The sequence below is a fragment of the Actinoplanes sp. TBRC 11911 genome, assembly GCF_012933445.1.
Lineage (GTDB): Bacteria > Actinomycetota > Actinomycetes > Mycobacteriales > Micromonosporaceae > Actinoplanes.
In genome coordinates this window covers 63,104-82,335 of sequence record NZ_JABBNC010000041.1, presented here as the reverse complement: position 1 = coordinate 82,335, position 19,232 = coordinate 63,104, and the positions used below count along the sequence as shown (strand labels likewise).

Annotated in this window: 19 protein-coding genes and 2 tRNA genes; 12 read left to right on the top strand and 9 right to left on the bottom strand. The window is 68.2% G+C overall.

What is annotated here, in order from left to right:
• Positions 1–26: 26 nt before the first annotated feature.
• The 3 genes from gnd to HH310_RS37285 all read left to right on the top strand — a co-directional run bounded on the left by gnd (position 27) and on the right by HH310_RS37285 (position 2,807).
• A complete protein-coding gene (gene gnd, locus HH310_RS37295) occupies positions 27–899 on the top strand; it encodes a phosphogluconate dehydrogenase (NAD(+)-dependent, decarboxylating) (protein WP_169180453.1) in 873 nt (290 codons plus the stop codon).
• A gap of 56 nt (positions 900–955) precedes the next feature.
• Positions 956–2,086, top strand: coding sequence for a DNA replication/repair protein RecF (gene recF / locus HH310_RS37290; protein WP_169180452.1), 1,131 nt, complete (start codon positions 956–958; stop codon positions 2,084–2,086).
• 121 nt (positions 2,087–2,207) lie between these two features.
• A complete protein-coding gene (locus HH310_RS37285) occupies positions 2,208–2,807 on the top strand; it encodes a DciA family protein (protein WP_312034573.1) in 600 nt (199 codons plus the stop codon).
• A gap of 130 nt (positions 2,808–2,937) precedes the next feature.
• On the opposite strand, the gene HH310_RS37280 is transcribed toward HH310_RS37285, so the two are convergent.
• A complete protein-coding gene (locus HH310_RS37280; RefSeq protein ID WP_169180451.1) occupies positions 2,938–3,504 on the bottom strand; it encodes a hypothetical protein in 567 nt (188 codons plus the stop codon).
• A 540-nt stretch (positions 3,505–4,044) separates the two neighbouring features.
• Here HH310_RS37280 and gyrB point away from each other — a divergent pair.
• From gyrB to HH310_RS37255, 6 genes are all read left to right on the top strand, one after another.
• On the top strand, positions 4,045–5,997 hold the full coding sequence (gyrB, locus tag HH310_RS37275) for a DNA topoisomerase (ATP-hydrolyzing) subunit B (protein WP_169180450.1): 1,953 nt from the start codon (positions 4,045–4,047) through the stop codon (positions 5,995–5,997).
• A 119-nt stretch (positions 5,998–6,116) separates the two neighbouring features.
• Positions 6,117–8,630 (top strand): DNA gyrase subunit A, encoded by a 2,514-nt coding sequence (gene gyrA, locus HH310_RS37270; protein WP_169180449.1) that lies wholly within the window; start codon positions 6,117–6,119, stop codon positions 8,628–8,630.
• Positions 8,631–8,633: 3 nt separating this feature from the next.
• Positions 8,634–9,518 carry a DUF3566 domain-containing protein gene (locus HH310_RS37265; protein ID WP_169180448.1) on the top strand — a complete coding sequence of 295 codons (885 nt, stop codon included), beginning with the start codon at positions 8,634–8,636 and terminating at the stop codon, positions 9,516–9,518.
• A 77-nt stretch (positions 9,519–9,595) separates the two neighbouring features.
• Positions 9,596–9,669 (top strand) — tRNA-Ile (locus HH310_RS37260).
• Between the two features lie 340 nt (positions 9,670–10,009).
• A complete protein-coding gene (locus HH310_RS43350; RefSeq protein WP_211193102.1) occupies positions 10,010–10,138 on the top strand; it encodes a DLW-39 family protein in 129 nt (42 codons plus the stop codon).
• Between the two features lie 16 nt (positions 10,139–10,154).
• Positions 10,155–10,227: transfer RNA gene (locus HH310_RS37255), tRNA-Ala, on the top strand.
• Positions 10,228–10,389: 162 nt separating this feature from the next.
• On the opposite strand, the gene HH310_RS37250 is transcribed toward HH310_RS37255, so the two are convergent.
• The 3 genes from HH310_RS37250 to HH310_RS37240 form a co-directional block, all read right to left on the bottom strand.
• Positions 10,390–10,785 carry an NUDIX domain-containing protein gene (locus tag HH310_RS37250; RefSeq protein WP_312034572.1) on the bottom strand — a complete coding sequence of 132 codons (396 nt, stop codon included), beginning with the start codon at positions 10,783–10,785 and terminating at the stop codon, positions 10,390–10,392.
• A 168-nt stretch (positions 10,786–10,953) separates the two neighbouring features.
• Entirely contained in the window at positions 10,954–12,114 is a 1,161-nt protein-coding gene (locus HH310_RS37245) for a cyclopropane-fatty-acyl-phospholipid synthase family protein (RefSeq protein WP_248294797.1), read from the bottom strand.
• Positions 12,115–12,354: 240 nt separating this feature from the next.
• Complete coding sequence (locus HH310_RS37240; protein WP_169180467.1) at positions 12,355–12,891, bottom strand: helix-turn-helix domain-containing protein; 537 nt, start codon at positions 12,889–12,891, stop codon at positions 12,355–12,357.
• A 223-nt stretch (positions 12,892–13,114) separates the two neighbouring features.
• On the opposite strand from HH310_RS37240, the gene HH310_RS37235 reads away from it, so the two are divergent.
• Complete coding sequence (locus HH310_RS37235; protein WP_169180445.1) at positions 13,115–13,726, top strand: DUF6461 domain-containing protein; 612 nt, start codon at positions 13,115–13,117, stop codon at positions 13,724–13,726.
• A 13-nt stretch (positions 13,727–13,739) separates the two neighbouring features.
• Here the strand turns inward: HH310_RS37235 and HH310_RS37230 are convergent, their stop codons facing one another.
• On the bottom strand, positions 13,740–14,192 hold the full coding sequence (locus HH310_RS37230) for a hypothetical protein (RefSeq protein ID WP_169180444.1): 453 nt from the start codon (positions 14,190–14,192) through the stop codon (positions 13,740–13,742).
• A gap of 207 nt (positions 14,193–14,399) precedes the next feature.
• Between HH310_RS37230 and HH310_RS37225 the strand changes: the two genes are divergently transcribed.
• Positions 14,400–14,948 (top strand): YbaK/EbsC family protein, encoded by a 549-nt coding sequence (locus tag HH310_RS37225; protein ID WP_169180466.1) that lies wholly within the window; start codon positions 14,400–14,402, stop codon positions 14,946–14,948.
• Positions 14,949–14,988: 40 nt separating this feature from the next.
• Here the strand turns inward: HH310_RS37225 and HH310_RS37220 are convergent, their stop codons facing one another.
• The 4 genes from HH310_RS37220 to HH310_RS37205 are packed head-to-tail and all read right to left on the bottom strand — an operon-like array spanning position 14,989 to position 18,271.
• Complete coding sequence (locus tag HH310_RS37220; RefSeq protein ID WP_169180443.1) at positions 14,989–15,627, bottom strand: DsbA family protein; 639 nt, start codon at positions 15,625–15,627, stop codon at positions 14,989–14,991.
• A 12-nt stretch (positions 15,628–15,639) separates the two neighbouring features.
• Positions 15,640–16,068 (bottom strand): SufE family protein, encoded by a 429-nt coding sequence (locus HH310_RS37215; RefSeq protein ID WP_169180442.1) that lies wholly within the window; start codon positions 16,066–16,068, stop codon positions 15,640–15,642.
• Between the two features lie 46 nt (positions 16,069–16,114).
• Positions 16,115–16,507: a CBS domain-containing protein gene (locus HH310_RS37210; RefSeq protein WP_169180441.1), complete on the bottom strand. Its 393-nt coding sequence runs from the start codon at positions 16,505–16,507 to the stop codon at positions 16,115–16,117.
• Between the two features lie 30 nt (positions 16,508–16,537).
• Positions 16,538–18,271, bottom strand: coding sequence for a proline--tRNA ligase (locus HH310_RS37205; protein WP_169180440.1), 1,734 nt, complete (start codon positions 18,269–18,271; stop codon positions 16,538–16,540).
• Between the two features lie 135 nt (positions 18,272–18,406).
• Between HH310_RS37205 and HH310_RS37200 the strand changes: the two genes are divergently transcribed.
• The gene (locus HH310_RS37200) at positions 18,407–19,174 is read left to right on the top strand and encodes an SGNH/GDSL hydrolase family protein (protein ID WP_169180439.1); all 768 of its coding nucleotides are present in this window, start codon (positions 18,407–18,409) and stop codon (positions 19,172–19,174) included.
• Positions 19,175–19,232: the final 58 nt, after the last annotated feature.

The following is a 19,232-nucleotide window of genomic DNA, read 5'->3' as shown; positions in this document are numbered from 1 at the left end:
GAAACACAGATCTAGGGGGAACCACCATGCAGCTTGGCCTTATCGGTCTCGGACGGATGGGCGGCAACATGCGCGACCGCATCCGTGCCGCCGGCCACGAGGTCGTCGGGTACGACCACCACCCGGAGATCCGCGACGCGGGCTCGCTGAAAGAGATGGTCGGCAAGCTCCAGGCCCCGCGCGTCGTGTGGACCATGGTGCCGGCCGGCGAGATCACCGAGAGCACCATCGACCAGCTGGCCGACCTTCTCTCCGAGGGCGACCTGATCATCGACGGTGGGAATTCGAAGTTCACCGACGACCGTCCGCGGGCCGAGCGGCTCGCCACCAAGGGCATCGGGTACATGGACTGCGGTGTCTCCGGCGGCATCTGGGGCAGCCAGAACGGCTACGCCCTGATGGTCGGCGGCGACGCCAAGCATGTCCAGATGGCACAGCCGATCTTCGACGCGCTGAAGCCGGCCGGCGAGTTCGGCTTCGTGCACGCCGGCCCGGTCGGCGCCGGCCACTACACCAAGATGGTCCACAACGGCATCGAGTACGGCATGATGCAGGCCCTGGCCGAGGGCTGGGAGCTGCTCGAGTCCTCGGAGTGGGTGGACAACGTGCCCGGCGCGATCAAGAGCTGGCGAGAGGGCAGCGTCGTCAAGTCCTGGCTGCTCGACCTGCTCGACCGCGCGCTCGACGGCGACCCCGAGCTGGCCAAGCTCAAGGGGTACGCGGAGGACACCGGCGAGGGTCGCTGGACCGTCGACGAGGCCGTCCGCCTCTCGGTGCCGCTGCACGTGATCGCCGCGTCGCTGTTCGCTCGTTTCGAGTCCCGCCAGGACGACTCGCCGGCCATGAAGGCCGTCGCCGCGCTGCGCCAGCAGTTCGGCGGCCACGCCGTCGTCAGCTGAGCCGAGCCACCAAAACGGCTTCGCCGTACTGCAAAGCCAAGGGAAATTCTGACGAGATGCATGTACGCCGGGTCGAGCTGACCGACTTCCGCTCCTACCAGCGGGTGGCGGTCGACCTCGACCCGGGCGTATCGGTCCTGGTCGGCCAGAACGGCATGGGCAAGACCAATCTGGTCGAGGCCCTCGGCTACGTGGCCACACTGGACAGTCACCGGGTGGCCACGGACGCGCCGCTGGTCCGGGCCGGCGCCGCGTCCGCCGTCATCCGGTGCGAGATCGTCCACGATGGACGCGAGCTGCTGGTCGAACTGGAGATCGTTCCCGGCAAGGCCAACCGGGCCCGTCTCAACCGATCCCCGGTCCGGCGCCCCCGCGAGATCATCGGGGCGCTGCGCATGGTGTTGTTCGCCCCGGAGGATCTGGAACTGGTCCGCGGTGATCCGTCCGAACGGCGCCGCTACCTCGACGACCTGCTGGTCCAGCGGCAGCCCCGCTACGCCGGTGTCCGCGCCGACTACGACCGGGTGATCAAACAACGCAACGCGCTGCTGCGCTCGGCGTACCTGACCCGCAAGGTCGGCGGCAGCAAGAGCGCCGATCTGTCCACGTTGACCGTTTGGGATCAGCATCTGGCCCGGCACGGCGCGGAACTGCTGGCCGGCCGTCTGGAACTGACCGCGGCGCTGGGCCCGCACCTGACGAAGGCGTACGACGCGGTCGCGGCCGGCCGCACGTCGGCGGCCATCGCGTATTCGTCCCCGCTCGGCGACACCCTGACCGCGGACCGCCCGGCCCTGGAGGAGGCGCTGCTCGCGTCGCTGCAGGAGCGCCGCACCGCCGAGATCGAACGCGGCGTCACCCTGGTCGGCCCGCACCGCGACGACCTCACCCTGGCGCTGGGCGACCTGCCCGCGAAGGGCTATGCCAGCCACGGCGAGTCCTGGTCGTTCGCCCTCGCGTTGCGCCTGGCCGCGTACGACCTGCTGCGCTCCGACGGCATCGAGCCGGTGCTGATCCTCGACGACGTCTTCGCCGAGCTCGACGGCGGCCGCCGCGACCGGTTGGCGGCCCTGGTGGCCGACGCCGCCCAGCTGCTGGTGACCTGCGCCGTCCCGGAGGACGTCCCGGTTACGCTGAACGGCACCCACTACGACGTCACGCTGGGGACGGTGACCCGTGCCGGCTGAAGACCTGTCCCGCGAGGACCGCGCCACCCTGTCCCGGGAGCTGTCGCGCGAGCGCCTCGGGAATCTGTCCCGCGAGGAGCGTGGCGCGCTCGCCGGGGACTCCACAACGGCCGCTGAGCCCGTGGCCGCCGCGGATGCTGGGTCGTCCTGGCATGGCGCCGATCCGGACGGCGAGGCGCCCGCTGAGGGGGTTTCCGGGCCTGATGCCGCCGGCGCCGAGGGTGCCTCCGGGCCGGAACTGGCGCGGGCCGTGCTCGACGCGGCGCTCGCCAAGCGCCGCGATGCCGCCGCGCGCGCCCCGCGACGCCGCTCCGGCGAGGGCACCGGCAAACGTCCGCGCGGCTATTCGGGTCCCGGCCCCGACCCGCGCGATCCGCAGCTGTTCGGCGACATGCTGCAACGTCTGGTCCGGGCCCGGGGCTGGGAGCGCCCGAAAGCGGAGGCGATGGTCTTCGGCGCCTGGGAGAAGGTCGTCGGCCCCGACGTCGCCAAGCACAGCCGTCCGGTCAAGCTGGACGCCGGCGTCCTGACCGTGGAGGCCGAGTCGACCGCGTGGGCGACCCAGTTGCGCCTGCTGACCGCCCGCCTGCTCAAGATCATCGCGGCCGAGGTGGGCCACAACGTCGTGACCCGCCTCAACATCCACGGCCCGGCGGCCCCGTCCTGGAACCGTGGTCCGCGCCGCGTGCAGGGCCGGGGTCCGCGCGACACCTACGGCTGAGGGTTTCGGGTTGAGCGCGACCGCTCCCGCACGTCGCCGAGTGTTCTGGGCGCCCCGCGCCCATGCTCGGCCCTCGGCGGGAGCGACGGCCCGTACGCCCCACCCGGCTACGACATCGGGGTCTTGAACCTCAGTAGTCCGCGAAAACCGCGAATCCCCGGTCGGCACAGCGGCGGTAGAAGCCGCCCAGGACGGCCAGTTCGGAGCGTGCGAAGCTCCAGTGCGGCGCGTTCCCGGCGTCGTCGCGCAACGCCGCCAAGCGATTGTCGAGCCAGCGCAACTGCTGGTCGGGGAGCCGGCCGGCACGCACCGCGTTGCGCATCACCTCGCCCACCGTGTCGAAGGTGACCAGGTCACCGAACTTCTCGTGGCCCTCGACGAAGCGCTCCAGGCCGCCGGCGATCCACGCGCACCCGTCCGGGTCGATCACCGGGTCCTCGTCCTCGGCGGCGGCGTCCGTCGCGTACAGGACACCGTCCAGACCCAGTAGAAGATCAACCAATTCCGTGTACGCCGTCGCGCGCACCGTGCCTGTCTTGGCGATGTGCAGCGCCAGCGCCCCGGTCGGCGCGGCGATCTCGGGGGTGTCGGCGACCGCCCCGAAGTCGACGAACTCGGCTGGGGCAACCGGGTCGTAGTACTGGTTCGTCCGCGGCCAGTGCACCGCGACGTTCTCCAGCCCCTTGTCGTGCGCCATTGGGGGCCATCCCTCCTCGACCTGCCTCGCGGCCGCACCGGCCCGCGCGGGCAGAGGTTACGACACAAACCCCCGCCGCCGGGAGGCAGTGTCGCAGTGCGTGGCGGCGGTGCGCGGAAGGCGCGCCCCGCCCGATCAGTTGTCGTTGTCCGGGGTGGCCATTCCGTGTAGGGGGAGACGTGGGTGGTGGGCTCGAAGCCGCTACGGCAATCTGAGGCACCCGGACGGGGTGCGGCACCCTCGCCAACTCGTCTCGGCGGAGTAGAATCGATAACGACCGGGAAAACTATGCGTGGTGACTCCGTGTCGTCACGCTGCGCAGTTTTTTCACGCCGAGTGCGCTTCGACGGCGAAAACTGGGCGGTTTTTCCAGCCGATCACGATCCGCGGGCCCGCCGCGGCGACCGGCGAGCACGGTTCCACCGGTGGTCCGCTGCATTTCCGCGGTGTCATCTGTGGTGATCCCTGCCTGCCGGCCTCTGCCGCGACCCGCCGACCCCGTGCCGAGCCTTCGGGTCCGGTGCGAGAAAGTGGCCGAGGGTGGCAGAGAAGAAGCAGGAATACGGCGCCTCGTCTATTCAGGTGCTGGAAGGCCTCGAGGCGGTCCGCAAGCGCCCCGGTATGTACATCGGTTCCACCGGCGAGCGCGGCCTCCACCACCTGGTCTGGGAGGTTGTCGACAACGCTGTCGACGAGGCCCTTGCAGGGTACTGCGACAGGATCGACGTGATCCTGCTGGCCGACGGTGGCGTCTCGGTCACCGACAACGGCCGTGGCTTCCCGGTCGACCTGCACCCGACGCTCAAGAAGCCTGGCGTGGAGGTGGCGCTGACCGTCCTGCACGCCGGCGGCAAGTTCGACGGCAAGGCGTACGCGGTGTCCGGCGGTCTGCACGGCGTCGGCGTCTCGGTGGTGAACGCGCTGTCCGTGAAGATGGCGGTGGAGATCCACAAGTCCGGCAACGTGTGGCGCCAGCAGTACACGAAGTCGAAGCCGGGCCCGCTGGAGAAGGGCGAGACGACCGACACGACCGGCTCGACGGTGCAGTTCTGGCCGGACGCGACGGTGTTCGAGACGGTCGAGTTCGACTGGCAGACGATCTACCGCCGGCTCCAGGAGATGGCCTTCCTCAACCGTGGGCTGACCATCAACCTGACCGACCGGCGGGCCGAGGCGGCCGACGAGAACGGCGAGCCCCGCACGGTCAGCTTCATGTACGCCGGCGGCATCGCCGACTTCGTGCGGCACCTCAACGCCACGAAGAACTCGATCCACAAGTCGGTGATCGAGTTCGCGTCCGAGGACACCGAGGCGCGCATGGCGGTCGAGATCGCGATGCAGTGGAACGAGTCGTACGGCGAGTCGATCTACACGTTCGCCAACCGGATCAACACGCACGAGGGCGGCACCCACGAAGAGGGTTTCCGTGCCGCGCTGACCACCATCGTCAACCGGTACGGCAAAGACAAGAAGCTGCTCAAGGGCGACCAGAACCTCTCCGGCGAGGACATCCGCGAGGGTCTCGCCGCGATCATCTCGGTGACCCTGGCGAACCCGCAGTTCGAGGGCCAGACCAAGACGAAGCTCGGCAACACCGACATGAAGAGCTTCGTGCAGCGGGTGGCCAACGAGCAGCTCGCCGACTGGTTCGACCGCAACCCGGCGGAGGCCAAGGCCATCATCACGAAGGCCGACCAGGCGTCCCGGGCGCGTATCGCCGCGCAGCAGGCCCGCAAGCTGGCCCGGCGCAAGTCGCTGCTGGAGTCCGGCTCGATGCCGGGCAAGCTGGCCGACTGCCAGTCCACCGACCCGCGCGTCTCCGAGCTGTTCATCGTCGAGGGTGACTCGGCGGGCGGCTCGGCCAAGCAGGGCCGCGACAGCCAGATCCAGGCGATCCTGCCGATCCGCGGCAAGATCCTCAACGTGGAGAAGGCCCGGATCGACCGGGTGCTGAAGAACAACGAGGTCCAGGCGCTGATCACCGCGCTCGGCACCGGCATCCACGACGACTTCGACATCGCCAAGCTGCGCTATCACAAGATCGTGCTGATGGCCGACGCGGACGTCGACGGGCAGCACATCCAGACGCTGCTGCTGACCCTGCTGTTCCGCTTCATGCGGCCGCTGGTCGAGCAGGGCCACGTCTACCTGGCGGCCCCGCCGCTCTACAAGATCAAATGGAACAAGCGGGGCGACGACGCGCAGTACGCGTACTCGGACCGAGAACGTGACGGCCTGATCGCACTGCGTCAGCAGAAGAAGCCGAACGCCAAGCCGGATGACATCCAGCGGTTCAAGGGTCTCGGCGAGATGAACTTCCACGAGTTGTGGGACACGACCATGGATCCGGCAACGCGCACGCTGCGTCAGGTCACGCTCGACGACGCCGCCGTCGCGGACGAGTTGTTCAGCGTCCTGATGGGTGAAGACGTCGAGGCTCGACGGTCCTTCATCCAGCGCAACGCCAAGGATGTGAGGTTCCTGGACATCTAGAAGATGTCCGGTTGCCACTGCTGTATCCACAGCGCCCACGGACTTTCCACAACGTTATCCACAGCAAGATGCGGGCTTTTGCCGTGCTTGTCTGGATTTACCTTGAGTAAGGGTTAACAGTGACTGACACACCCGAACCCCCTGACGGCGACGCGACGCAGGAGCCGGACGGCGGCGGCGTGACCCAGCGCGTCGAGCCGGTCGGCCTCGAGGTCGAGATGCAGCGGTCGTACCTCGACTACGCGATGAGCGTGATCGTGGGCCGCGCCCTCCCCGACGTGCGAGACGGCCTCAAGCCGGTACACCGCAAGATCCTGTACGCGATGTACGACTCCGGCTTCCGGCCCGACCGCGGCTACGTGAAGTGCGCCCGGGTCGTCGGCGAAGTGATGGGTAACTACCACCCGCACGGCGACTCGTCGATCTACGACGCCCTGGTCCGGATGGGCCAGCCCTGGTCCCTGCGGTACCCGCTGATCGACGGCAACGGCAACTTCGGCTCGCCCGGCAACGACCCGCCGGCCGCCATGCGGTACACCGAGGCGAAGCTCGCGCCGCTGGCCATGGAGATGCTGCGTGACATCGACGAAGACACCGTCGACATGCAGGACAACTACGACGGGCGGGCCAAAGAGCCGGTAATCCTGCCGGCGCGGTTCCCGAACCTGCTGGTCAACGGCTCCGAGGGCATCGCGGTCGGGATGGCCACCAAGATCCCGCCGCACAACCTGCGGGAGATCGCGGCGGCCGTGCAGTGGCAGCTGGACAACCCGGAGTCGGACGAGGCCACGGCGCTCGAGGCGATGCTGGAACTCGTCAAGGGTCCCGACTTCCCGACCAAGGGCCTGATCGTCGGTCAGCAGGCGATTCAGGACGCCTACCGCACCGGTCGCGGGTCGATCCGGATGCGTGCCGTCGTCGAGGTCGAGGAGGACCCGCGCGGCCGGCCCTGCCTGGTGGTCACCGAGCTGCCCTACCAGGTCAACCCGGACAACCTCGCCGAGCGCGTCGCCGAGCTGGTCAAGGAGGGCAAGCTCACCGGCATCGCGGACATCCGGGACGAGTCGTCCGGGCGTACCGGAATGCGGTTGATCCTGGTCCTGAAGCGCGACGCCGTCGCCAAGGTCGTGCTGAACAACCTGTACAAGCACACCCAGCTGCAGGAAACCTTCGGCGCCAACATGCTGGCCCTGGTCGACGGCGTGCCCCGCACGCTGAACCTGGCCCAGTTCATCCGGTACTACGTCGACCACCAGATCGACGTCATCCGCCGGCGCACCGCGTTCCGCCTGCGCAAGGCCGAGGAGCGGGCGCACATCCTGCGCGGCCTGGTCAAGGCGCTGGACGCGCTCGACGAGGTGATCGCCCTGATCCGGCGCTCGCCCACCGTCGAGGACGCGCGTAGCGGGCTGATCCAGCTGCTCGACATCGACGAGATCCAGGCCGGCGCGATCCTCGACATGCAGCTGCGCCGGCTGGCCGCCCTCGAGCGCCAGCGGATCATCGACGAGCTCGCCAAGATCGAGCTGGACATCGCCGACCTGCGGGACATCCTCGCCAAGCCGGAACGGCAGCGGGCGATCGTCTCCGAGGAACTCGGCGAGATCGTGCAGAAGTACGGCGACGAGCGGAAGACCCAGATCATCCCGTTCGACGGTGAGGTCTCCATGGAGGACCTCATCACGCGCGAGGACGTTGTGGTGACGATCACACGAACCGGTTATGCCAAGCGCACCAAGCTCGACATGTACCGGTCGCAGAAGCGCGGCGGCAAGGGCGTGAGCGGCGCATCCTTGCGGCAGGACGACATCGTTTCGCACTTTTTCGTCATCTCCACGCACGACTGGGTGCTGTTCTTCACGAACAAGGGCCGGGTCTACCGGGCCAAGGCGTACGAGCTGCCCGAGGCCAACCGATCCGCCAAGGGCCAGCACGTCGCGAACCTTCTGGCGTTCCAGCCGGACGAGCACATCGCACAGATCATCCAGATCCCGAACTACCAGGTCGCCCCATACCTTGTGCTCGCCACTAAGAATGGTCTCGTGAAGAAGACCCGCCTCGACGAATTTGACTCCAACCGCAGTGGTGGCATCATCGCCATCAACCTGCGGGAGGACGACGAATTGGTGGGGGCGGCCCTGGCGTCATCGGAGAACGACCTGCTCCTGGTCTCCAAGCACGCTCAAGCCATCCGGTTCAATGCCACCGACGAGGCGTTGCGGCCCATGGGCCGGGCCACATCTGGTGTGATCGGGATGCGTTTCGGGGACAATGACGAGCTTCTCGCCATGGAGGTCGTGCGCGAGGGCATGGATGTGTTGGTCGCCACCAACGGTGGGTATGCAAAGCGGACGCCCATCGAGGAGTATCCGGTACAGGGCCGCGGCGGTAAGGGAGTGCTCACCGCGAAAATCACGGAACGCCGTGGTGGCCTGGTGGGGGCGCTCGTGATCAGCCCGGAGGATGAACTATTTGCCATCACCAGCAATGGTGGTGTCATCCGGACTCCCGTGAAGCCTGTACGGCGAACGCGGGATCGGAACACAATGGGGGTCAAGCTGATGGACCTCCCTGAAGGTGTAACCATCGTGGCGCTTGCTCGCAATGCCGACGAGCCTGACGAACAGGACTAGTTGATGCCGGAGACACAGGCGAAGTCGGGGGGTCTGGGGGCCTCAGCGACTCCGGACGAGGCGGCGAAGAAGGATGGCGCCACCCCGAACGGACGCGATACCGCGGGGCGACCCGCGGGCCCCGCGGATCCGCCGACCCCGCCGAAGTTCACCCGAGCCCCGGGCATGGCCCCGCCGCCGGGTGAGCCCACCGCCGACAGTGACGGTTCGTCCGACACGAAACGACCCGGCGGGCCGTCCGTGGCGAAAGGCTCGGCAACTGTGCCGGTCGTCACCAAGGGCAAGGGTGCGGCGCCGGGAAGCACGTCCGGACGGGTCACCCCACCGCCGGCCGCTCAGCGGCCCGGCGGTGCCTCGGTGTCCGGCCCGGGCGCCGCACCGACCCAGCCCGGGGTAAAGCAGCGGCCCGGTCAGCAGCCGGCGGCCGGAGCGGCCGCCGTCGGCGCCGCCCGTGTCTCCGAAACGGTCCGCTCGGCCCGCTCGACGGTCTCCTCGGCCGCCGCGCGCGGCCCGCGCCGGGCCCGGCTGAACCTCAAGCGGATCGATCCGTGGTCCGTGATGAAGTTCTCGTTCGCGGTCTCGGTCGTGCTGTTCATCGTCGTGGTCGTCGCCACCTCGGTGCTCTACCTCGCACTCGACGCCATGGGCGTCTGGGGCGAGGTCAACAGCAGCCTGAAGGAGCTCGTGAGCGCCAGCGGCGGCGCCGACACCGGCGGCTCCACCGGTGGCTTCCAGATCACCGCCTGGGGCGTGATCGGCACGTCGATGCTGCTCGGGGCGGTCAATGTCGTGCTGTTCACGGCGCTGGCGACGCTCGGGGCGTTCATCTACAACGTCTGCGCCGACCTGGTCGGCGGCGTCGAGCTGACCCTCGCCGAGCGGGACTGACGTATACGCGCAGGGTTACGGGCCACCCCGTTTTGGTCGCTCGTAACCCTGTGCGGTAACGTTCCTCTCGCACTTACGGGGCTATAGCTCAGTCGGTTAGAGCGCAGAGCTGATAACTCTGAGGTCGATGGTTCGATTCCATCTAGCCCCACGAGTGGCGGGGTCCCCTGTCCGCACAAAACGCGGACCGTGGCCACTCGTCATATCTTCTCCGGGGCCGAGCCCCGGAAACCCACGGTGCGGTGGCCACCCTTCGTGTGGCGGTCACCGTCCCGGGCCGGGCTTTGGGGGCTTCGCGCTGGCGCGCTTGCCGGTGTGCTTGCGCTAAGTGGTGTGCTGACTCTTCTGTCCCGGTGCTTTACCTGGGCCTGCGTTTTGTCTGGTTCTAGTGTTCTACCTAGCTCCGGTGTGCTCCTCGTGGGGTCGGGGCTTTGGGCGTGGTTGGTTGTTGGTGTGGTCGGGTGCTGTTGTCTGTGGTAGGGGTTGGGTTCATGCTGAAGAAGCTTCTGATCCTCGCTGGCATCGCTGGGGCTGCTCTGTTCGTCTTCAAGAAGGTCAAGGCATCTTCTGATGAGCGGGCGCTCTGGCATGAAGCCACTACTTCTCCGGACCTGCGATAGCGTTCAGGCGGGTTCAGGGGCCCTAGCTCAACTGGCAGAGCACCGCCTTTGCAAGGCGGGGGTTACGGGTTCAAGTCCCGTGGGCTCCACGAGTTTTCAAGGTCCCCTGTCCGCGGAATGCGCGGAGTTAGGGGACTTCGTCATATCTGCTCCTGGGCCGAGCCTCTGGAAACCCGCGGTGCGGTTGCCGCTCGCCGGCTGGACGGTTTCGGGCCATCGGGCCGTTCCCGCCGCTGCCTTGTCGGGCTGGGCTAGGTGGGGACCACGACGATTATTGGGGGGACCGGGACGCCGCGGTGGGTTGTGGGTAAGTCCTGGGTGGGGAGCCAGTCCAAGCCCAAGGGGACCGGGCCGGTGCCGTCGTCGGGGGCCAGGCGGGGGTCGCCGTCGGCCACGTCGACGGTGAAGACCGAGGTCATGCCGGACGGGTAGGGCATTTCCAAGACGTAGCGGGCGTTCGTCACCACCAAGCCGGTCTCCTCGAAGACCTCGCGGCGCACCGCCTGCTCAGGGGTTTCGCCGGGGTCGATGCTGCCGCCGGGCAGCGTCCACCACTCGCCGCCGCCGGATCGCCGGGCTCGTTCGTGCACCATCAGGACACGGCCGTCCCGCACGATAACGGCGGCCGCGCGTTTTCGTTCGCTCACGGGACGCAGGCTAACGGGAACGCTGCGTTTATGCATCGGCCCTGTGGACAACCGCCCGAAGGGGACGGTCACTGTGGAGCCGTGATGTTTCGCCGGGGCAGAGATGGCGAAACACCACGGCCGTCACAGAATGCCATTGGTCCACTACGACCGGCAAATCAGCAAAAGTCAGGCCAGGTACGGCGTGCGCGTAGCGGGCATATTGGACGTTCCGTCGCGGTGGTCCTTGACGGCCAGCACCTGATTGACGCCGATCCGCGCCTGCTCGAAAGCCAGCGCCGACGCCGCCATGTAAAGCCGCCACACCCGTGCCCGGCCGGGGCTGGTGAGGCGCACCGCGTTGGTCCAGTCCGCCTCCAGGTTCGCCACCCAGGCGCGCAGCGTACGGCCGTAGTGCTCGCGCAGCGCGTGCACGTCGCGGACCTCGAAACCGGCCTCCTCCAGCAGCGAGACCGTCGTGCCGATCGGAACCAGCTCACCGTCCGGGAACACGTACGCGTCGATGAAGGAACGCTGCTGATGCGGCTGCTTGGCCGGCGAGTGCAGGCGGCCGATCTGATGGTTGAGCAACCGCCCACCCGGCTTGAGCTGCCCGTACAGGATGCTTGCGTACTCCTTGTACGGCGCGACGCCGACGTGCTCCGCCATGCCGACGCTCGAGATGGCGTCGAACGGGCCGTCGTCGAGGTCCCGGTAGTCCTGGACCCGGATCTCCACCTGGTCCGAAAGGCCGGCCTCGGCGACCTGCTTGTGCGCGTACTCGGCCTGTTCGGTCGAGAGCGTGATGCCGAGCACCTGCACGCCGTACTCGCGAGCGGCATGGATGGCCAGCGATCCCCAGCCGCAGCCGACGTCGAGCAGGCGCTGACCGGGCTTGAGGTCGAGCTTGCGGCAGATCAGATCGATCTTGTCGCGCTGCGCGTCCGCCAGCCCGTACCCCGGCTCGTCCGACGACCAGTAGGCGCAGGAGTAGACCATGCTCTGGCCGAGCACGATCCGGTAGAAGTCGTTGCCGACGTCGTAGTGGTGGCTGATCGCCTGCCGGTCGCGGCGCTTGCTGTGCCGGCTGCCGGTGACGACCATCTCTTCCGGTGGCGGCTTCGGCTGCGTGCCGAGAATCCCGAGCCGGATCGTGTCCACCGCGACCTCGCGCAGCGAAATGTCCTTGATATCCGGAGAACGCCAGATGAGCGAGGCAAGTCGCGTCAGCGCGTCGTAGAGGTCGCCCTCCAGATCCAAGTCACCCGAGACGTACGCCCGTGCAAGCCCCAGTTCGTTGGGCTGCCACATGATTCGGCGTAGCGCCCGTTTGTTCCGGATTACGAGCATTGGCCCATCGTTGGGGCCGGCCGTCGAACCGTCCCAAGCTCTGAGCCGAACCGGCAACGGCACCTGCAGGATGCTTTCGAGAAGACCGCTGATCTTGGCCGCCGTACTGTTCGTGGCCGTCATGGAACCTCCCGGGGGGTGCGGCAGTCGCGCTGCGAGGTCATCGCGATCAACTACGCCCACTATCCGCCCGGCGCACCGAGTTACATAAGGTCCTTTTTTAACTTTGTGATCGAGGCCTCACACAGCGCGCATGACCCGCTCACGTGTCTGCGGGCGCATCGACCGGACCTGCACACGACGGCGTTCCGCGAGGGCGTCGAGCACGTTCCGCCGCTCCACTTCGGACAGCACACCGGCGAACGGCGACATAAGCCGCAGTCGCACCGCGTAGTCAACCGGTGATGTCAAGGCGTCGAGCACGGCGCCCGGGCCGTCGTCCAGCACGATCTGCCACCGGTCCAGCCACTCCGTGCCGGTGCCGTCGACGTGCAGCGCCCGGAGCCGGCTGAGGTTGGCCGCGGCGGTCGCGAGGAGTGCGAACGGGTTCGCCACGAACTTGATCGCGATCGCCTGGTGCAACCACAGCTGCTCGAGCTGCTCGCGGGTCAGCGCGGTCTCGATCAATGCCTCGACGTCCGCGCGGCGCACCCGTCGCTGGGGGCCTACGCTGACGTACGGCAGTAGTCCCCGCGCGCAGAGATCGAGGATCCGCTGCCGGGTCGTCCGCAGCAGGATCGCCGCCTCGCCGATCGCGAGGAGATCGGAAGTGCGCATGGTCACAGCAGGATGGTGGCGCGCAGCGATCTCCGATGCAACAACCGAACGGCTATTGACTCTTTCAGTCGCGGTCTCTGCCGGGTGGCGCTGCCCGCTCCCGTACGCCTCGGGGAAGCCGACGGCCGGCCGAGTCTGATGTACTGAAACCGTGCATCGCCGTTCCTTCTTTTGGCTGCTCACAGCGGGTGTCGTCGCCGGCTGCGGAGCGCAATCACCCAAGGTGACCGCGGCCCCTGAGCCGTCCGGCCCGGCCCGTCCGGCGGTGGCCGCCGACTACCGCTGGTTCGCCTCGAACGCCGACCTCTCCAAGGGTTTCTCGTTCGTCTGGGTGAAGGGGCTGCAGACCGGCGAGGTCCTCGATCGGCTGGGTGCCAAGGAACTTGAACGGGTCTATTGGAAGCAGCTCGTGGGCTCCGGCGACGGGCAGCGCGGCAATCCCGGTCGGCGGTTCTTCGGCGTGACCCGGATCGACGACGGGTGGACGCTCGTGGTCGAGGACAACGGCGCCCTGGGAACGACCGAGTCGCTGCTGCGGCCGCTGTCCAGCGGCACCACGGTGATCTCGCACTACCGGGCGTCGAACCATCGCGGGCGCCTGCTCATGCTCACCGACCGGGGAGTCGACCTGGACTTCGACCCGTTGACCGCCCCACCCCGGCCGGCGCGGCGAACCAGCGAGCTCGCCTCGGTGATCTCGGCGGTGGGCTTCGGGTCGTCGACCGACCCGGACTACTGCACGGCGGCGGCGTTCGCGCTGACCGAGCGCCTGACCGGCGTACGAATGACGGAGGCGTTGCTGACGTCGAAAACCTATCGCTTCAGCGCTGTCTAATGACCGGGTTCGGCTAGTTGTCGGGCTCGCTGGCGGTGGTGGCGAGCGGTGGGGTCGGGTGGGCCGGCGTCGACGGGGACGGTGCTTGGGAGGCGACCGCGCGGCGGCGCTTGGTCACGAAGTAGACGCAGCTCGAGGCGTACGCAAGCGAGAGAATGAGGCCGACGGCGCGCAAGGCGAGCGAACCGGGGCCGAGAATCGCCATGAATAAGGCGATCTCGGACCACGCGCCCAGCAGGACCGCGTTGATCGTGTCGTGGCGTGCCCAGCCGCCGGCCGAGCGGCGCAGTGCCTGCCGGCCGATCTCGACGACCAGCGCATGGACCAGGCCCAGCGTCAGCAGGCCGAGCAGAAGCGTGGCGAAGATCGTGTGCGCGCCACCGGCGACCGCGGCCACCGCCGTGCCGCCGGCCAGAAGCGCTAGGCCACTGACGGTCCCGATGCGTGCTTGTCGTCTCTCCTCCACACCCTCTGACGATCGTCAAGATCTGGTCGATTTTGAGGATCTCGCCGGGCCGTTGTCATGAAGCGACCTTTCCTGCGTCCACGGATTCCCGGTCGGCTGAGTGCCACACTCGGTTCCGCCGCCCTGACCACGAAAGCGGACGCCACCGGGACTCGCACATGCGAGGACTACCTGGCGCAGAAGTATTGAGCAATCATGACGGGCGTGATGGGAACCCTGAAGCTTGAGCCCGCCCTGTCCCGCCCCGATCTGCTGGCCCCGCCGGTGGTGAAGGCGCTCGAGATTTGGCCGGCCGAGGCACCGGTGGACGCCGAGCAGGTGCTGGTGGCCCCGATCGACGCCGGGGTGGCGGACACGGCGGCGTTCTGCGAGGCGTACGACGTGGGCCTGGAGGTGTCGGCGAACTGCGTGATCGTCGCGGGGCGGCGAGGCGAGGTGGTCCGGTACGCGGCGTGCGTCATCCTCGCCACCACCCGAGCCGACGTGAACGGCGTGGTCCGCAAGCTTCTCGACGCCCGCAAGTGCAGCTTCGCCCCGATGGACGAGGCGGTTCGGCTGACCGGGATGGAGTACGGCGGCATCACGCCGATCGGGCTGCCCGCGGACTGGCCGGTCCTGGTCGACGCGCGGGTCGCCGCCACGCCGCACGTGATCGTGGGGTCGGGGGTGCGGCACAGCAAGATCGCCATCGCGGGCCCGGCCCTGGGCGCCCTGCCGAATGCTCAGGTGATCCCGGACCTGGCCCGCATCGCGTAGACATCGGTCGATTCCGTTCCACGTGAAACCAAGAACGTCATCAATCGTTGCCGGCGGCCTCCCGGCGAGCGATCTCCTCGAAAGCCGAGACCAGGGTCGATACTTCCTGAGCGCCCTGAATTGCGTACTTTCCATCGATCACGAAGGTGGGCACGCTGGTGATGCCGAGTTCGCGCGCCTCGGCGAGGTCGGCGTTCACCGCGTCGGTACCGGCATCGGACTTCAAATACTCCAACGCTGCCGCCTCGTCTAAGCCGATCGAGGCGGCAACGCCGGCTAACGCGTCCAGTGAGCCGACGTCGACGCCGGCCATAAAGTGTGCGCGCTGCAGCGCCTCGACCATCTCGATCTGCCGGCCCTGATCGGCGGCCCAGGCGACGAGCCGGTGCGCGTCGAACGTGTTGGCCGCGATCGCATGGTCGTAGTCGAGCATCAGGCCGTCGGCGGCCGCGAGCGCGGTGACCCGGCCGAACATCTGGTCGACGTTGGCCCGGCCGCCGAACTTGGCGGCCGCTGCCTCCTTGGTCGGGACCGGCTCGGGCACCGGCGAGGGGTCGAGCTGGAATGCTCGGAAGGTCACCGTGATGTTCTCGGGGGATTGGGCGGCGGCTTTTTCCAGACGGTTCTTTCCGATGAGGCACCAGGGGCAGACGACATCGGACCAGACCTGAATTTCCACGGACTCTCCGGCTTACTTGGCTTGTGCGGTGACCTGGCGCTTGAGACGGGCAAGGATCGCCGCCGCACCTCGGATGCGCAGCGGGCTGATCACCTGACCGAGCCCCATCCGGGCGTAGAGATCCTCGGGCAGGGCGAGAATCTCTTCCGGGGTGGCGCCCTCCAGACCCTCGGTGAGGATGCCGGCGAACGCGCGCGTGGTCGGAGCCTCCAGCGGGCAGTCGAAGAACGTCTGCACCGTGTCGTCCGGGTTGACCGTGGCCTTCAGGAAGAACTGCGTCTGGCATTCCGGGACCTGTTCCATCCCGGCGTGTCCGACTAAATCGGCTGGCAAGGCCGGGACCGCATCGGAGAACTCGAGCAGCATCTCGAGGACGACGTCGCGCGGGGCACTCGCGAACTCGTCCACGATCTCGGCCAGCTTGGGGGGCATGTCACTCACCAGAACGACACTACTCAGCGAAGGCGCTATTGCCGCGTCGAAAGGTTCACGCTGCCGTCGATGTCGGTAGGAGCGCGATGTCACTCAGGCTGAGGATGCCGACCACCTTGCGGTCCGAGTCACAGACCAGCAGACGACGCACCGCGCGCTCGCGCATCGCCTGGACGGCTTCCTCCACGGTGGCCGACTGCTCCACCATGATCAGTTCATGCGAGATGATCGCGCCGAGCGATGTCGTCTTCGGCGGAAGGCCCTCCGCGATCGCGCGGACCACGATGTCCCGATCGGTGATCAGGCCCTCCATGGTCGCGCCGCGGGTGACCACCACGTCGCCGATGCCGCGATCACGCATGACCTGGGCGGCTTCGTCGAGCGTGGTCGCTTCGGGTAGATAGACGACCTGCCTGGTCATCACGTCGGCGACCGCCACCTTGGCCATGACTCTTCCTCCCCGCGTCGTAAACGTGCGTTACCCGAGTTGTGAAGCGATTACACGTGATACGTCGGTAATCGGCACGGACTGACGTTCACCCGTTCGGCCCCGGCGAATTTCCGCCTGACCGTCGGCGAAGCCGCGCCCGATCACCACGATCCACCGGATGCCGATCAGCTCGGCATCGGTGAACTTCACCCCGGCCGAAATGTTCGGCCGGTCGTCGACCAGGACTCGGCGGCCGTCCGCGACCAGCGCCGCACCGACCTCGAGCGCCGTCTCGATCTGGCCGTCCCGGCCGGTGGCGACGATGTGCACGTCGGCCGGCGACACCTCCGCGGGCCAGAGCAGGCCGCGGTCGTCGTGATGCTGCTCGGCGATGGCCGCGACCGCTCGCGAGACCCCGATGCCGTACGAGCCCATCGTCGGGCGCACCGGCTTGCCGTCCGCGCCGAGCACGCTGACCCCGAATGCTTCCGTGTATCGCCGGCCGAGCTGGAAGATGTGTCCGATCTCGATACCGCGGCGGATGCTCAGCGAACCGGTGCCGCAGACCGGGCACGGGTCGCCGGCTCGCACCTCGGCGGCCTCGATGGTGCCGTCCGGGGTGAAGTCGCGGCCGGCCACCACGTTCGTCGCGTGCCTGCCCTTCTCATTGGCCCCGGTCAGCCAGGCGGTGCCGGGCGCCACCCGGGGGTCGGCCAGATAGCGCACCTTGATGTGCTGCGGGCCGATGTAGCCCTTGACCAGGTCGGCGCGGGCGGCGAAGTCGTCGAACAAGGTGGCGGTCGCCGGGGCGAGCGCGGCGTCCAGCCGTTTCATGTCCACGTCCCGGTCGCCTGGCACACCGATCGCCAGCACCTCGTCGTCGCCACCTGGGTGGTGCACCGTGACGACCACGTTCTTCAGGGTGTCGGACGCGGTCCAGTCGGTGCGGCCGTCCAGCGCGCGATCGTTTGCCATCTCGACCAGCGCGGCGATGGTCGGGGTGTCCGGGGTGTCGTGGACCACGAGCTCGGCGGTCACCGCCGGGCCGGCAGCCGGGGCCGGCGTCACCACGGCCTCGGTGTTCGCGGCGTACGAGCAGGTGTCGCACCCGACGAATGTGTCCTCGCCCACCGCGGCTGTGGCGAGGAACTCCTCGGACGCGGACCCACCCATGGCGCCGGACATCGCCGCGACCGTCGTGTAGGTGAGCCCCAGCCGGGCGAAGACGCGCTGATAGGCCGCACGCATTCCGGCGTACGCGTCGCGGAGCCCCTCGTCGGTCAGGTCGAACGAATACGCGTCCTTCATCAGGAACTCGCGCCCGCGCAGCAGCCCGCCGCGCGGCCTGGCCTCGTCGCGAAACTTGGTCTGGATCTGGAACAGCAGCAGCGGGAAGTCCCGGTACGAACCGGTCATGTCCTGCACGAGCAGGGCGAACATCTCTTCATGCGTGGGCGCGAGAAGGTGTTCCGCGCCACGTCGATCGTGCAGCGTGAAGATGTCGTCGCCGTACTCGGTCCAGCGGTTGCTCACGTCGTACGGCTCGCGCGGGAGCAGCGCGGGGAACAGCACCTCCTGCGCGCCGGCCGCGATCATCTCGGCGCGGACCACCGCGGTCACCCGGTCGAGAACCAGCTTGCCGAGCGGCAGCCACGTGTAACCACCCGGCGCGGCCCGCCGGATGAAGCCGGCGCGCAGCAGCAGCCGATGGCTCGGCACCTCCGCGTCCGCCGGGTCCTCGCGAAGGGTCCGCAGGAGCAACGTGGACATTCGCAACAGCATGAAGAGCAGCGTAGAGAGGGGGTACGACAGATGGCAGCCCATTAATGCGTGTCGCCATCGTCACGCTGCCGTCACCCCCGGGCAATGGAAAACTGACTTTGCAATCAGAAGTGAGGAGACGTCGAGGGGGCGAAGGTGGCCTGGCACAGCTTCGTGGCGATGGGTGACAGCTTCACCGAGGGCATGGACGATCCGTATCCGGACGACGACACCTACCGCGGCTGGGCGGACCTGGTCGCGGCCCGGCTCGCGGTCGAGGCGGGACCCGGCTTCGGGTACGCGAACCTCGCAATCCGCGGCAAGGTGGTCGACCAGGTGGTCGGCGATCAGCTCGGACCGACGCTGGCCATGCGGCCCGACCTGGTGAGCTTCGCGGCCGGCGGCAACGACGTGTTGCGCCCGCGGCTCGACGTGGCGGCCCTGGTCGACCGGATCGACCCGGTGATCGCCAAGCTCCGAGCCCAGGGCGCGGACGTCATCCTGTTCCGCTTCGCCGATATCGCCGCGCATCTGCCCGCGCAACGGGTCATCGGACCGCGCGCCGCCGCCCTCAACGACGGGGCTGCCCGGCTGGCCGAGCGCTACGGGACGTACCTGATCGATCTCTACGGCGACGACGTGTTCCGGCACCCGAAGATGTGGAGCGCCGACCGCTTACATCTCTCCGCGGCCGGCCATCGACGTGTCGCTGCCCACGTACTGACCGCTCTCGGGGTGGGCGTCGAGGAGGATTGGTTACTCGTTCCGCCCGCACCCGAACCCACTCCGTGGCTGCTGGCACGCGGCGCTGACCTGCATTGGGCGCGCGTGCATCTGATGCCGTGGGTGGGCCGCCACTTCGTCGGCCGCTCGAGCGGCGACCTCATCACCGCCAAACGCCCCGCACTGGCCCCCATCACCTGACGCACTGCGCCCGTTGATGTCGAGGCCGCCGGAAAAAGCGCGACGAAGGAGCTCTTTT